17 protein-coding genes are annotated in these 12,923 nt (G+C 37.4%); 3 read left to right on the plus strand and 14 right to left on the minus strand.

Annotated features, from left to right (window positions below; all coding sequences use genetic code 11):
- Positions 1 to 3: 3 nt before the first annotated feature.
- The 3 genes from V7138_RS24135 to V7138_RS24145 form a co-directional block, all read right to left on the minus strand.
- Positions 4 to 1,050 (minus strand): flavin-containing monooxygenase, encoded by a 1,047-nt coding sequence (locus tag V7138_RS24135; RefSeq protein WP_335402455.1) that lies wholly within the window; start codon positions 1,048 to 1,050, stop codon positions 4 to 6.
- 141 nt (positions 1,051 to 1,191) lie between these two features.
- On the minus strand, positions 1,192 to 1,755 hold the full coding sequence (locus V7138_RS24140; RefSeq protein ID WP_335402456.1) for a GNAT family N-acetyltransferase: 564 nt from the start codon (positions 1,753 to 1,755) through the stop codon (positions 1,192 to 1,194).
- Positions 1,756 to 1,894: 139 nt separating this feature from the next.
- Positions 1,895 to 2,992: an FAD-dependent monooxygenase gene (locus V7138_RS24145; RefSeq protein ID WP_335402457.1), complete on the minus strand. Its 1,098-nt coding sequence runs from the start codon at positions 2,990 to 2,992 to the stop codon at positions 1,895 to 1,897.
- Between the two features lie 179 nt (positions 2,993 to 3,171).
- On the opposite strand from V7138_RS24145, the gene V7138_RS24150 reads away from it, so the two are divergent.
- Positions 3,172 to 4,011 (plus strand): hypothetical protein, encoded by an 840-nt coding sequence (locus V7138_RS24150; protein ID WP_335402458.1) that lies wholly within the window; start codon positions 3,172 to 3,174, stop codon positions 4,009 to 4,011.
- 186 nt (positions 4,012 to 4,197) lie between these two features.
- Positions 4,198 to 4,650: a CBS domain-containing protein gene (locus tag V7138_RS24155; protein ID WP_335402459.1), complete on the plus strand. Its 453-nt coding sequence runs from the start codon at positions 4,198 to 4,200 to the stop codon at positions 4,648 to 4,650.
- A gap of 88 nt (positions 4,651 to 4,738) precedes the next feature.
- Here the strand turns inward: V7138_RS24155 and V7138_RS24160 are convergent, their stop codons facing one another.
- The 10 genes from V7138_RS24160 to V7138_RS24205 form a co-directional block, all read right to left on the minus strand.
- Entirely contained in the window at positions 4,739 to 5,176 is a 438-nt protein-coding gene (locus V7138_RS24160) for a universal stress protein (RefSeq protein WP_335402461.1), read from the minus strand.
- 71 nt (positions 5,177 to 5,247) lie between these two features.
- Positions 5,248 to 5,985: an MFS transporter gene (locus tag V7138_RS24165; RefSeq protein WP_335402462.1), complete on the minus strand. Its 738-nt coding sequence runs from the start codon at positions 5,983 to 5,985 to the stop codon at positions 5,248 to 5,250.
- A 132-nt stretch (positions 5,986 to 6,117) separates the two neighbouring features.
- On the minus strand, positions 6,118 to 6,684 hold the full coding sequence (locus V7138_RS24170; protein ID WP_335402463.1) for a TetR/AcrR family transcriptional regulator: 567 nt from the start codon (positions 6,682 to 6,684) through the stop codon (positions 6,118 to 6,120).
- Positions 6,685 to 6,847: 163 nt separating this feature from the next.
- Complete coding sequence (locus V7138_RS24175; protein WP_335402464.1) at positions 6,848 to 7,417, minus strand: DUF421 domain-containing protein; 570 nt, start codon at positions 7,415 to 7,417, stop codon at positions 6,848 to 6,850.
- A 106-nt stretch (positions 7,418 to 7,523) separates the two neighbouring features.
- Positions 7,524 to 8,069 carry a DUF1697 domain-containing protein gene (locus V7138_RS24180; protein ID WP_335402465.1) on the minus strand — a complete coding sequence of 182 codons (546 nt, stop codon included), beginning with the start codon at positions 8,067 to 8,069 and terminating at the stop codon, positions 7,524 to 7,526.
- 27 nt (positions 8,070 to 8,096) lie between these two features.
- On the minus strand, positions 8,097 to 8,771 hold the full coding sequence (locus V7138_RS24185) for a hypothetical protein (protein WP_335402467.1): 675 nt from the start codon (positions 8,769 to 8,771) through the stop codon (positions 8,097 to 8,099).
- Between the two features lie 21 nt (positions 8,772 to 8,792).
- A complete protein-coding gene (locus tag V7138_RS24190; RefSeq protein WP_335402469.1) occupies positions 8,793 to 9,080 on the minus strand; it encodes a hypothetical protein in 288 nt (95 codons plus the stop codon).
- Between the two features lie 98 nt (positions 9,081 to 9,178).
- Positions 9,179 to 9,358, minus strand: a complete 180-nt coding sequence (locus tag V7138_RS24195) for a hypothetical protein (protein WP_335402471.1) — start codon at positions 9,356 to 9,358, stop codon at positions 9,179 to 9,181.
- 116 nt (positions 9,359 to 9,474) lie between these two features.
- Positions 9,475 to 9,789: a hypothetical protein gene (locus tag V7138_RS24200; RefSeq protein WP_335402472.1), complete on the minus strand. Its 315-nt coding sequence runs from the start codon at positions 9,787 to 9,789 to the stop codon at positions 9,475 to 9,477.
- A gap of 15 nt (positions 9,790 to 9,804) precedes the next feature.
- On the minus strand, positions 9,805 to 10,623 hold the full coding sequence (locus V7138_RS24205; RefSeq protein WP_335402474.1) for an SDR family oxidoreductase: 819 nt from the start codon (positions 10,621 to 10,623) through the stop codon (positions 9,805 to 9,807).
- 421 nt (positions 10,624 to 11,044) lie between these two features.
- Between V7138_RS24205 and V7138_RS24210 the strand changes: the two genes are divergently transcribed.
- Positions 11,045 to 12,370, plus strand: a complete 1,326-nt coding sequence (locus V7138_RS24210; protein WP_335402476.1) for an alkaline phosphatase — start codon at positions 11,045 to 11,047, stop codon at positions 12,368 to 12,370.
- A gap of 95 nt (positions 12,371 to 12,465) precedes the next feature.
- Here V7138_RS24210 and V7138_RS24215 read toward each other — a convergent pair whose 3' ends face one another.
- The gene (locus V7138_RS24215; RefSeq protein WP_335402478.1) at positions 12,466 to 12,639 is read right to left on the minus strand and encodes a hypothetical protein; all 174 of its coding nucleotides are present in this window, start codon (positions 12,637 to 12,639) and stop codon (positions 12,466 to 12,468) included.
- Positions 12,640 to 12,923 lie beyond the last annotated feature (284 nt).

The raw sequence follows: 12,923 nt of genomic DNA on the forward strand, positions 1-12,923 counted from the left end.
TCCTTAAATTTGCTTGGCAGCCTGGATATGCTGAGCGATGTATTTTGCATCATCTGCGACTCCTTGAAGTAGAGCAGAGCCTCTTCGTGACTGCCATGGCAGGCCTAAAAAGTAAAGACCCTTTATATTTGTAATTCCTTTATGTTGGTGAGGTTTACCGTTTTGATCTAATACTTCTGGAATATGCAGCCATTGATAATTTGATTTATATCCTGTTGCCCATACGACATTTGACACCTCTAAATCGCTTTTATCTTGAAAAAAGAATGTATCTTCTTTTATGTTTACTGTTCTTGGTTTTAATGTGATTTTTCTGGATTTTATTGCCTTCTTTAATTCAGAACCAAAAATCGGGTCTGGCCGATTTTTAATAAAAGTACCTAATCTCGATGTTGCATTTGCTTTGAGTATACCAAATTTATCAAACCACCAAAAAATGCTCTTTCCACCAATATCCTGTGGAATAAAAGTGAGTTTTTGGTTAACTGATAGGTGTACATCCCGCTCTTTAGCTAGCTCAACTGCAATTTGCGCACCGGAGTTTCCCCCACCTATAACTAATACAGGTCCATTTTTTAGTTGTTCTGGATTTTTGTAGCGCGATGAATGAATTTGACATACCTTATCGGATAAGCTTTCTGCAAAGTTTGGTATGAAAGGCTCTTGAAACGGACCTGTTGCGATTACCACATTCTTTGTATGAATTGTTTCATTCGCTATTTCAATTTTGAATCCTTTTCCTGCTTTAGTAACCCTATTAACCGATGTATTCAGTTTGATGGGAAAAGAATGGTATGATGCGTAAATAGAAAGATAATCTGCAACCTCGTCCTTTGTAGGGTAGCCATGCCTTGGACCATTCATTTGAAATTCCGGAAGTTCACTATAAACTCTTGGGGTAAAAAGAGTCAGCGAATCATACCGCTTTCGCCACACTTCTCCGATTTCCTTTGCCTTGTCTAAAAGCAGAAAAGAGTGGTTTGTCTTTTTCAAATAAGAGCCCATGGCTAATCCCGCTTGACCAGCTCCGATAACCACGACATCATACATAACATTCGCCGCCTTCCCATCAACTATATGAGCATATGTTCATATACAATATTATAATAGGGTAAAAAAGGTGTCAATTAAAATTGGAAAATTAGTTCTATTAAAAAAACCTGCATTCCCTTCTGAAATGCAGGTTTACACCTATTTCATTTGTTCCCATTCTTCCCGTAGCAATCCCATACGAATCGAGTCATAGTAGACACCATTATAATAGCGGCATTTCCGCATACGTGCTTCAAGTGTCATGCCAAGTTTCTGACCGACCTTGATCATACGGTGATTTCCAGACCAAGTGGTGTATCCAACTCTTTCGATGTATGGGATAGTTTCAAACAAATAGTCAATCCACAGCTTAATTGTTTCTGTTCCATAGCCATCACCCCAATATTCAGGAAGATAGATGACTATGCCCATCTCAAGCCATCTTGTGGCTTCACTTTCCCAGTAAAAAATGACTGTTCCAATGGTTTGACCATCTGCCTCAATAATCATTTGATCTAATGGATAATGTTGTACGGTAAGCTGATGCTCGGCTTTTTTTAAATATGTTTCTTTATCAATGTACTTGTGCGTGAAATAAGGCGCATCCCACTTTTTCCATTCCGGATTTGGATCACCATAGCGCAACTCCCAAAGCTTAGGTAAATCTTCTTTTTCGACTTGACGTAAGGTTACTTTTTCTCCCTTTATTTTGACTAGGTTCATTGTGTTCCCCCTGTTTTCATGTTTCCTATAGTTTTTATTCGGTATGAAGAGGGAAAATCCTTTCTTTTCTTTAACCTATTATTGGTTTTGGTCATTTTCCGTTACGTAAAAAAAGCATGCAGCGATAATCTGCATACTTTTAATATCCGACTACTTCCAAGAAGTTGTTTTTAAATGATTCTTCTTTTTCAAATTGCATTTCTTGTTGTTGTTCGATTTCAGAACGTCTTGCCATCTCGAACTCTTTTAATCTTGATGTGCTTAAGTCTCCATCGTGTAAGGCTTGCTCAAGGATAGGCGCTAACACATAAGCATCCTTAATTGCACAGTTAACTCCGATTGCAGCCGTTGGTGTCATCGTGTGCGCCGCATCACCAAGGATGACAAGACCATCCTTCACCCAAGTGTCTGCATTGGAGCTAAACACTTTCAAGCAAACGAAGTTTTTCCAGGATTGGATGTGTTCACGAACAATTGGCTCTAATTCCGGAAAGCTTGTGATAAGTGGTTCCAAAAATGGTTCCAGCGGTTGTTTGCGTAAAGAAGCAAATGTACCTTCTTCAATGTTCCAGCCAATTTGGATCATCCCTCCTGTTTGTGTGAACAAGGCAAGTTGATGACCATTAACGAGAACCATTTTTGTTGAAGGCTCCCAACCAGCTGGTGCTGGGATCTTTGCCCAAAGCACATCATAGCCATGTGTTTCCTCAGAAGCAGCAATGCCTGCAAGTCTTCGAACTGTCGAATAACGTCCATCCGTGCCCACGACGACCCGGCTTGAGATATTGATTTCTTGTCCATTTTGTTTTGCTGTCACACCCGTATAGTTTCCTTTTTCGTCCTGAACTAACCCGGTAACATTTGTGTTTAAAAGCAGTTGGTAATTAGGGAACTGTGCGGCCTCGTTTGAGATAGCTGTTAAAATGTGCGGCTGGGGAATATGGATTCCAACGTGATCTTCTTGTGTTGGAGTGATTGATTTTACGATATTACTACCATAATAGTACTCAACCTTCTTCATTTTTAATAACCCAAGTGCCTCTATTTTATCGAAAAGTTGATGTTCTTTTAAAATGGTTTCGGTTTCTGCATTGATATGCTCACCTCTAAATTCACGTTCGTTACCTGAAGTGCGCTCAACAACAATCGTTGATATGCCTTTTTTAGCTAATAAAAAGCCAAGCAAAGCCCCTGCCGGACCTCCACCAACAATACAAACATCTGTCTGTAGATTCATGTTCTCACCTTCTATAGTAATCGTTAGATGTAAAAAAGTTTTCTAATAAGAAACAAAGTTTACCTTAACAATAATTAAATGATATCAACCATGTTTTAATAGGTCAACTAATTTTCATTTCCAGTCAAGGTTGTAATAATATAGAAGATAACATGAGTTTTTTAGAAGGAGAGTGTTAAATGAGGCGAATTCTTATGGTGGTTGTTTTTGTCTGTGCCCTTATCTTGACAGGCTGTCAAAGCCAGCAAACTGCCCCAGCGCAGCAAGTGAATGACGATGAAAAGTCACCACCACAACAAGCGGAAGTAGATGGAAACAAAAATGAACCATCTCAGCAAGTAGAAGAGGTGGATAAGGAAAAAGAGGAACCACCTAAGCAACCAGAAGAGGAAAGTAATGTAGAGCCTTTTGAAATAAATTCAGCAATGTATGAGAACCGGGAATTAACGATTCACTATCCTCAGCTTGTAAACATGCAAAATAAAGACCTGGAACAACGTATCAATACTTTTATTAAAGATGATGCCGTTCTTTTTTTGAATCAATATCAGGATGGCGGTTCTCCGCTCAAAATGGATTATGAAGTCATACTTCCAGAATCTGATACCTTTACCATTCAATATACGGGCAATTATAACGGTGGTATGTATCCGACCCATCTTCTTTTTAAAACCAATATCGATTGGAAAAAAGGGGAGAAAATCAAGTTATCCGATCTTTTTGTTATAGATGAACAGTTCATTGAAACATTAAAAAATGGGAAATATATGGATTGGGAGAATCCACCTGAGCCAAATAAGGAAAAACAAGCTGCTGTTATTGAATACTTGAACACCTTTACTAACCAAAATCTTATCGAAGCTTTTCAGAAGGCAGATCACCCAAACCCTGAAGAAAATCAATATGGTATTTTTTCTCACTACCTTAATAACACTGTTGTCATTAGCATTCAAGTCCCACATGCGCTTGGAGACCATGCGGAGTTTGAACTGAACATAGCAGATTTGGTGAAAAAATAGTAAGCCCCCCTTCTTTTGCAGTAAAAGAAGGGGATTTTTATAATAATGACAATCAAACCTACTGATGACATTTCAATTTTTCTCGATATTTTGTCAAATTTATAAATGACAAACAGTTTGTACTTTGTGCTAGAATATTAATATATCAATGATGTATACGGTTACAACCATGAGGAGTGATTGGAAATGAAGGTTAGAGATTTCATGATTACAAAAGTTTTTACAGTTAAATCTTCTACAACGATTAAAGATTTGTTATATGTACTTCAATCAAATCGTATTGGCGGTGTCCCTGTTGTAGATGATAAAGAACAATTAATCGGCATGGTCTCCGATGGGGATGTGATACGCTATCTAACTCCAAAACCTTTAGGTATTGCTGGAATTGTTTTTTTAATTGAGGATGGAGAATTGGAAGATGTATTACGGGAAAAATTAGATACACCCGTAAAAGAAATTATGACGAAGAGAAATGTCATCTTCGTCTCGCCGGATGAGGATTTCGAAAGCACCATGCGTCTGTTATCGAAGAACCGGTTCAAAAAATTGCCTGTTGTTAATCGGGCTGGCCGTGTGGTAGGTGTTTTAAGCAGGGGAGATATTATCAAAAGTATTACGAAGAAAATCCTAATATCCTAAAAAAGAAACCATTCGCCAAGATATGCCTTAACGAATGGTTTCTTGAATTTATAAAATGATTTGTTCAAACTTTAAATTGTTCCTGCAATCATTCGGGTTGTCGAGTTACTAAAACATCACATTTCGCCGAACGTACGATAGCTCCAGAAACAGATCCGGTAATGAAACGTTCAACAGCATTCAGCCCTGTGGCACCACAAACAATCAGATCAGCATCGATAAAATCAGCAATTTCATTTGTAATAATTGTTTTTGGAGAGCCATATTCAATTACAGCTGACACGTTTTCAAGACCTTCAGCATGTGCTTGTGCCTTATAATCATTGACAAGCTCATCTGCTATCTGCTGTGCACGGTCTAGCATTGAACTGTCAAAACCTTTGTACGAGTTAATATTTAATACATTTACAATGTTCAATTTTGAACCCTTATTCCTTTTTGCAAGATCGATTGATTTGCGGAACGCGTATTCAGCTTCTTTAGACCCGTCCACAGCTACTAGAATACTTTTATACAGTTTTCCCATTTTCCATTATCTCCTTCTAGACGATTAAAAGTTTATTACTATTCTTAATGGTAGATTTTGTGGAAATCCTACTAGTTTTGAACAGGTTTTGTTGCTTTTACCGTTGATGCTGATTTTTCCTTTACACTGGATCCCTTTTTTACAAATAAAGATAAAATTAACGTTACAACTGAAATTCCAGTAACAAAGTAGAATGCGTACTTTACACCTGCAGCTAAGATTTCAGGATTTGATGCAGCAGGAATATCGATAACATAGCTTGCTTGACCAGCCGTAAATAACGTAATTGCGATTGCTGTACCTGCTGCCCCAGCTACTTGATTCAATGTATTCATAGCGGCTGAACCATCAGCATATAGTTCACGTGGCAACTGGTTAAGTGCGTTTGTTTGTGATGGCATCATCACCATTGTTATCCCAAAGAAGAAAATCATAAATGCAACGATAATTTGCCAACCAGGTGTAGATGCTGATATGACGGATGCAAACATGAAATTTGCAATCAGAATAACTATCGAACCAATAATGACAAAAACACGTGGTCCGAACTTGTCAAATAGAGTACCAACAATTGGTGACATAACCACATTGACAGCATTGCCAGGAAGTAATAATAAGCCAGCCACAGCTGCAGTATATAATAATGCATCCTTTAGATACATTGGCAAGAGAATACCAGCTGCTAAAATCATTAAAATGCCGAGGAACATCATCGCTGTTGCTGTTTCACCAAATAATCCGATAAAGGTCCCAAACATTAAAATAAATGCCATTATTTTCGGACTTTTGACTTGTAATTGTGTGTTCATAAAAATCTCCTTTTTTTTGCTTATTTGACCGTGGTGAATCTATTTTTTGGCATAATAAAGGCCAATTCCCATTTCAACTTGAGCTGTGCTCATGAAAAATAGGAATTAGCCGTTTTTCAAAAACCATATTATTCACTTTCGAAACTCCTGTAATAAATTCGGTAATACTTGAGAAATGGTTTGGAGTGGAAGGCTTGATTTTTGTGTTAAACAAAGCATCATTCCACCCTCAACAGTTGCTACCAAAGAAAGAGCAATTGAATCAGCGATTTCTGTCGAAAATCCATCCGCGATTAACTTGTTTGTATATATACCCTGCATTTTTGTATATAAAAGAGAACAAGCATTACGGACTGGTTCACTAAGGGAAGCCATTTCACTGACGATGCTGCTAAACGTATATCCAGCAATCGTTCCTTCCGTTTCAAAATGAACGATTAATTGATCAATCGTAGCTTTTGTAGCTTCTTTTGTGTTCGGATACTGATTAAAAATGTTTTCAATATCCTGTGTAATCACTTCGTTTAAGGATTGCAGACAAGCAATTAATAATTCTTCCTTTCCATTTGGAAAGTGATGATATAGAGAACCCTTTGAAATATTGCATGCTTTTAAGATTTCACTTAAGCCTACACCTATATATCCTTTTTGTTGGAAAAGCTTTGTTGCAACATCGATAATCAGCGATTTCGTATCCATTCCCGTAGCACACCTCCACCATACCAACCGGTCTGTTTGTAACTTTACCAAAAATTTTTTCTTATAGTCAAGTGTTTTTTTCACTACGATTAAAGTGTTAACTAATTTCAGACGGATGTGATGTCTCGAAAATGACAAAAAAGGCTATTCGCCAACCGTAGAACTAATCGTTATTTTTTTTGTCATTCTGAATGAGTTTATTGAAATGACTTTGTTCATTACCAGAAAGCTGTTGGAGTATATTCGATTGCAGTTGGTTTAATATTTCCTCTAATTCTCCGATTGTTACTGGCTTAGCATGTTTAATTAACTCATATCCCAGTTCCCCATTAATCTCAATCGAAGCAGTTTTAACATCGGAAATCGAAGAAATTCCATTTTGTCGTATTCTTGCCTCCAACTGTTCAGCGGTCATGCGGAGTTTTTTTAGATTGGGAGTTATAATTATTCCATCCTGTATAACCGGTGTTGGCTTTCCTATAAATAATTTTTCAATAAAATTAAACTTACTTGTTAAAAACTGAACAAGTAAGAGAAGTGCTACAAGGGAACATAAAGCAAATATTGTTTTTATTAAGTCATTCTCTGAAATAGCGTGACCTATTGTTGAGGCCATCGCTAATATTGTTATCGTTTCTAAACTTGTCATTTCTGCCATTGTTTTTTTACCGGCAATCCGAAATAAGCAAAATCCAGTAAATAAGATAGCCAACGCTTCCCAAATATAATTCATTTTATCCCTCAATTTTAACAATAATAAACGCTACTATTAAATTTCCCTTTATTTTCTAAAAAATACAGCTTCTTTGCAATTCAAAAATCCTGCTTCGTATCCGAAACTAACTGTTTTTAGCCTGCATCAACTCATATATCTTACGGGCAGTGTTGACATTTCTTACCGTAATCTGTTTGTAAATTTTAGTTCCAATAATCTTTGCCATTCCGCTTTTGGTTACATGTTTCTTGTCAACGGACCATAGAATTGCACCTGGGACATATTTCACCGAGTCAATGTTTGGTTTGATGACAAGATTATTCAGTACAGATACATCATCAATTTCATCCCATAAAAACATGACATCACTTTTCATATCTTTGTCATTTCTCCACGAGTCAGGAATTGCGTCAATTATTCCTCTGACATCATCCATACTACGCACTACGACTTTAATTTCCAATCCAAAATCATTATGTATTGCTTCCTCTAAAATACGAGAGAGTTCAGTTTTTGATTTGCCTTTATCTGAAAAAATAATATTACCTGTATTGATATATGTAACAACGTCATTCATCCCGACATTTTCAAACGTTTGTTTAAGCAATTTCATATCAATTTTATTTTTTCCACCTACATTAATCCCCCGTAAAAGAGCAATATAAACCATAACCGTCCTCCCTTCAATTTTTACTCATCACCTAATTATTTCCACTACCTTATCGGAATTCACTATAATTCTGCTACCCTCAGTTGTGAGTATTTCAATGGGATATACAACGGAAACTTTATCAGAGAAGATCCACCTTCTCCCTGGCTGATTAAGGATAATGTATATTCCCTTAGATTTATCTCCCATAAAATTAAGTGATGTTTGGCTAAGTGAAGCATTATTCATCTGTTGAATCCCAATATCAATTAACCTATTTCCCGTACTCATTGCATTATCTACAGTAAGACCGATTTCGCTAATATTTAATACACTTTCTATCGAGAATGGATTTGTTCCCTTTTCAGAAGTACTTCTTGAAATGAATTCGACAATATTCCCAGCAGGATCATTAAAATAGAGAGCATGTGCAGAAAAGAAGGAAAAATAAGCTTCATCATCTCCATCCTCCATACTTAACTTAACTCTCTCTTTCACCCATGATTTCGCTTCTTGAAACTGGTTAGACGGAATATTAAATGCAAAATGGTAAAAAGGGGTTCCTTTGATGTTTTCTGATGTGAACTCCAACTCACTCGTTCCCACTTCAATGCGGAAACTATTTTTATCCTCGTTTAGTAAAGGAAAGCCAAAAAGGCCCACATAGAACTTCTTCATTTCATTGATTTTATCTGATTTTAAGATTAGTAATTTGATTTCCATGAATGATACTCTCCTTATATACTATTGATTCATTACGGCAAATCCCATCCAACCAATAAGGATGAAGTTTGGTGCAATTAGCAAAATGGACAGCCAATTCATCCTTTTGGCTAGAGATACTGCAGCTCCTACATAAAATAATGGAAAGAGGAGCCCCCAGATTTCAAATCGTGGTGTAGCCGCTAAATATAGCGACAGGGGGACGATAAGTACTGAGGATATCACAAGTAAGATAGGCTTTTTTATGCGTATTGCTAAAATAGACAGAATTAATGATGCAATCATAAATGGCCAAAATAGGAATGCCATAAAAAACCTCCAATCGGTACTAAAGAAAATTGTACAATATGGATAATTTCAACAAAAAGAAGTGTTATTCCTGCTTGAATAACACTTCTCTAGTCTGTTTATGATTTTAAAACAAGCAAGATGATGAGGAAGATAATGAGACCGATCATAAAAATCGTGCCGAGACTTGCGCTGTAAACGATGTACACTTTTACATAAAGAATGACATGGACAATCAGAATGATAAGTATTAATATCAGCAACAAGATTGCAACATTCACATTTTTATTTCGCTTCAAAAAATCAGCACCTTGAAATAGATTAGGAAGGTATGTATTATCACGTTTATTCGCTATCGGATTACAATATTCCTTAAAAAAGCCCTAATCAAAAAGTGCCCTTCTTAATTTGAACACTATCTTTTTCTAACTAAACGATATATCCCTAATAATAAGAATAGAATACTTATAGCCCAGGCGATACCCGCAAATCCTATATAAAAAGATGCTTCCTCCGATGCCATGCTGGTTTCAGGGCTATTCGTGTTTATTGCTTTAAGGAGATTATACCCGGCAAGACAAAATAAGACCTGATAGATAAGTAGGTAAATAAATGAACGAACATCAAATTTCCTGCTAATCCAAAATCCAAGCAAAAAAATAAACTGGGTAAACGTTACGCTCCAAAATCCCCAAAACAGCATTGTGTACACTTCTGCTTCTAAAAACATATCATTTCCTCCATGTTATGAGTGAGGACGCCACCGCCCAAAGCCACCCTCTGTATTGATGATTTGTCCGGTAATCCATGAAGCTTCCTCCGTTAATAACCACGAAATAAGTCTTGCGGGATCTTCTGGCTGTCCCATTCTTCCAAACGGAAACATTGGCTTTAGGTTTTCCCACACTTCCTTGGTCATATATCCCGTGTCAACTGGTCCCGGATTCACGGTATTGACGGTTATGTTCTGATCAGCTAGTTGATCTGATATGGTTAACGTCAGATCAGCAAGCGCTCCCTTGGAGGCCACGTATGCAACTTCACCATACATTGGCCCTAACCTTTGACCCGAAGTCATGAAAATAATTCTGCCTCTGCCAGTCTGGGGATCATGTTGTTTCGCAAAATATTGAGCTAATAATATAGATGAACGTGCATTAACTGCCCAGTGTTGATCCAACATTTCAACAGTTAGCTCCCCAATTGCTCCATCAGACCCACTCATCGCATGATTGCAAACAAGCGCATCGATATGACCACAATTACTGCTGATCTCATCCATTATCCTTTTTGGTTCATTGGGGTTTAAAAAATCCCCGCTTACCTCATACAGATAAGCATCATCTACTAACTCCGCTTTTATGCCTTTTACGACTTCACCCAAATCATCTGCGCCCCAGGATTGTTTTTTGTCATGAGGCTGAAAATGATGAATTATTACAGATGCCCCCCATGCTGCAACTTGACGTGCAATCGCATAGCCAATGCCTTGACGACGACTGACTCCAGTTATAAGTACTTTTCGCTCTTTAAGTGGGTATTGGTCTCGAATTAATTCACTCATGAATCCGTGACCTCCTTTTCGTTGGATAAAAGTTCCTTCTATTACCCTTTTAAAATAGCATATTTTTCCAAACCTCACATCTATTTTTTCTAACATTCATGTTCACATTTTATGGGGAATCTCCTCTACAGTAAAAATTATTTCAGAATTGTAAATGTATTATTTAAACGTGTCTAGCACCTTAGCATTACCTCCATTATTTCTTTTATAAAATGACTTTTAACTTCATTACAAAAGTACCAGTTTTCAAAAAGAGTATATTGATAGATTATGCTAAAATAGCTATTTTTTTCTTTTGAACACATTTGTAACATGAGGATTGTCCCATTTTCTCCATTTAACCTTTTATTTACCTCCAAGTAAAACGTTGTCCACACTCAAAATCTATACTAAATCTATCAAAACATTAGGAGGAGTAAAAATGAAAAAGAAATCTATTAAAAAGAAATTGATCCCGTTTGCTGTTGTATCTTCACTTGCGTTAGGAGCTCTTGCTGGAAACTTTTCCGTTCCAACAGCAGATGCAAAATCAAACAATTATAATAGCCATAATGGTAAAGCTAAAAATGTCATTTTAATGGTTCCAGATGGCTATTCAGCTTCTTATGCAACAAACTACAGATGGTACAAGGGTGAAGAATCGATTTTAGACTCAATGCTAGTTGGGATGCATCGTACCTATTCCTCTAACTCAGAGGTAACAGACTCAGCTGCAGCAGGTACTGCGATGGCAACTGGAGTCAAAACAAATAATGGAATGATTAGTACAGCGCCAGATGGAAAAGAACTAAAAACAATTCTTGAAGCTGCCGAAGAAAAAGGAAAATCATCAGGCTTGGTCGCTACTTCAACGATCACACATGCAACACCAGCTGTGTTTGCTTCACATGTTGCTTCACGTTCAAATGAAGCAGATATTGCCCCACAATTGCTTGAAAATGGTGTCGATGTTCTCCTTGGAGGAGGGAAACAATATTTCCCAGATTCCTTAATCAATGAGGCAGAAGAAAATGGGTATCAATATGTAACAAATCAAGATGAGCTTGAAAATGCAAAAAAAGCGGACAAGCTTATCGGTTTATTCGCTGAAGATGGCATGGCACCTGAATTGGACCGCGATGAAACTGATCAACCAAGCCTTGCAGAAATGACAGAATCTGCATTGGATGTCCTTAAAAAGGATAAAGATGGTTTCTTCTTAATGGTTGAAGGCAGCCAAATTGACTGGGCTGGCCATGATAATGATGCTGCTTGGGCGATGAAGGACAGTGAGGCATTTGAACTTGCTGTTGAGAAAGCAGTCGAATTTGCGAAGAAGGATGGCAACACATTAGTAGTTGTTGCTGGTGACCATGATACTGGCGGAATGTCAGTCGGTGGTTATGGTAAAGGAGACGCAAACCTTGAAGTATTGCGTAATGTTTCAGCAACTGGCGATTTCATGGAAAGCAAATTGAACGCTGACCGCAGTAATGTAAAAGAAATTGTTAAACAGTACACGAACCTTGATTTAACAGATGCCGAAGCTGAGAGAATTAAAACGGCTAAAACGCCATCGATTGCTATCAATCAAGTCGTTTCTGAACGTGCTATCGTAGGCTGGTCAAGCACAGGTCACACAGGTACCGACGTACCATTATATGCATTCGGACCAGGGGCTCAGTTATTTAGCGGATTGCATGAAAACACAGACCTGCCTGTACTAATGGCCGAGGCAATGAAAATTAAATTTAACCCAGGAAAATAATGTACAAAGGAGCTGTTTTGACACAGCTCCTTTTCCTTTCCTGACTACCAAGGTAAATATTTTAAATCTCAATTACTAAAATACAATTTATACCCCTAATTCGTTCTCTCATTTCTTTCTGCCTTGACTGCTAGAATACGAGTTTCAGCCCCAAATTTCTTACGGATGCTTTTTCTTGCTTCTGCAGGTGTCCTTGCGGTAACTGACTTACAATGTGTTTTCCCGTCTGTCTCAATTTCAACTTGAAAGCATTTAGCTCCACATCTCATGAGACCTCTCCTTTTCGTTTCTGTTTCATAATTGCGGGAATCGTTAGGATGAGTAATAAAACCCCTACAATTAAATATTATCCCTTTCCCTCATAGGAAATTATTAGTATCAGTTCCCAATAATTGCTCGGACCAGAATCAGCTCCTTCTGTAAAAGGAAAATCAAATACTTAAGGTAAAATCCCAATAAACGATAGTAAACTACCTATTACCAAAAATAAGATTAAGATTTTCCTCATCATACACCTCGAATTCACATGCCTCGCTTTTTTGCGTCACGGGCA

This window comes from Bacillus sp. JJ1533 (genome assembly GCF_036965045.1).
Classification (GTDB): Bacteria; Bacillota; Bacilli; order Bacillales; family Bacillaceae_L; genus Ferdinandcohnia.

Bases quoted from the DNA above. Each gene is read 5' to 3' on its own strand.
- V7138_RS24135 (WP_335402455.1), bottom strand. From the start codon at position 1,050: ATGTATGATGTCGTGGTTATCGGAGCTGGTCAAGCGGGATTAGCCATG.
- V7138_RS24140 (WP_335402456.1), bottom strand. From the start codon at position 1,755: ATGAACCTAGTCAAAATAAAGGGAGAAAAAGTAACCTTACGTCAAGTC.
- V7138_RS24145 (WP_335402457.1), bottom strand. From the start codon at position 2,992: ATGAATCTACAGACAGATGTTTGTATTGTTGGTGGAGGTCCGGCAGGG.
- V7138_RS24150 (WP_335402458.1), top strand. From the start codon at position 3,172: ATGAGGCGAATTCTTATGGTGGTTGTTTTTGTCTGTGCCCTTATCTTG.
- V7138_RS24155 (WP_335402459.1), top strand. From the start codon at position 4,198: ATGAAGGTTAGAGATTTCATGATTACAAAAGTTTTTACAGTTAAATCT.
- V7138_RS24160 (WP_335402461.1), bottom strand. From the start codon at position 5,176: ATGGGAAAACTGTATAAAAGTATTCTAGTAGCTGTGGACGGGTCTAAA.
- V7138_RS24165 (WP_335402462.1), bottom strand. From the start codon at position 5,985: ATGAACACACAATTACAAGTCAAAAGTCCGAAAATAATGGCATTTATT.
- V7138_RS24170 (WP_335402463.1), bottom strand. From the start codon at position 6,684: ATGGATACGAAATCGCTGATTATCGATGTTGCAACAAAGCTTTTCCAA.
- V7138_RS24175 (WP_335402464.1), bottom strand. From the start codon at position 7,417: ATGAATTATATTTGGGAAGCGTTGGCTATCTTATTTACTGGATTTTGC.
- V7138_RS24180 (WP_335402465.1), bottom strand. From the start codon at position 8,069: ATGGTTTATATTGCTCTTTTACGGGGGATTAATGTAGGTGGAAAAAAT.
- V7138_RS24185 (WP_335402467.1), bottom strand. From the start codon at position 8,771: ATGGAAATCAAATTACTAATCTTAAAATCAGATAAAATCAATGAAATG.
- V7138_RS24190 (WP_335402469.1), bottom strand. From the start codon at position 9,080: ATGGCATTCCTATTTTGGCCATTTATGATTGCATCATTAATTCTGTCT.
- V7138_RS24200 (WP_335402472.1), bottom strand. From the start codon at position 9,789: ATGTTTTTAGAAGCAGAAGTGTACACAATGCTGTTTTGGGGATTTTGG.
- V7138_RS24205 (WP_335402474.1), bottom strand. From the start codon at position 10,623: ATGAGTGAATTAATTCGAGACCAATACCCACTTAAAGAGCGAAAAGTA.
- V7138_RS24210 (WP_335402476.1), top strand. From the start codon at position 11,045: ATGAAAAAGAAATCTATTAAAAAGAAATTGATCCCGTTTGCTGTTGTA.
- V7138_RS24215 (WP_335402478.1), bottom strand. From the start codon at position 12,639: ATGAGATGTGGAGCTAAATGCTTTCAAGTTGAAATTGAGACAGACGGG.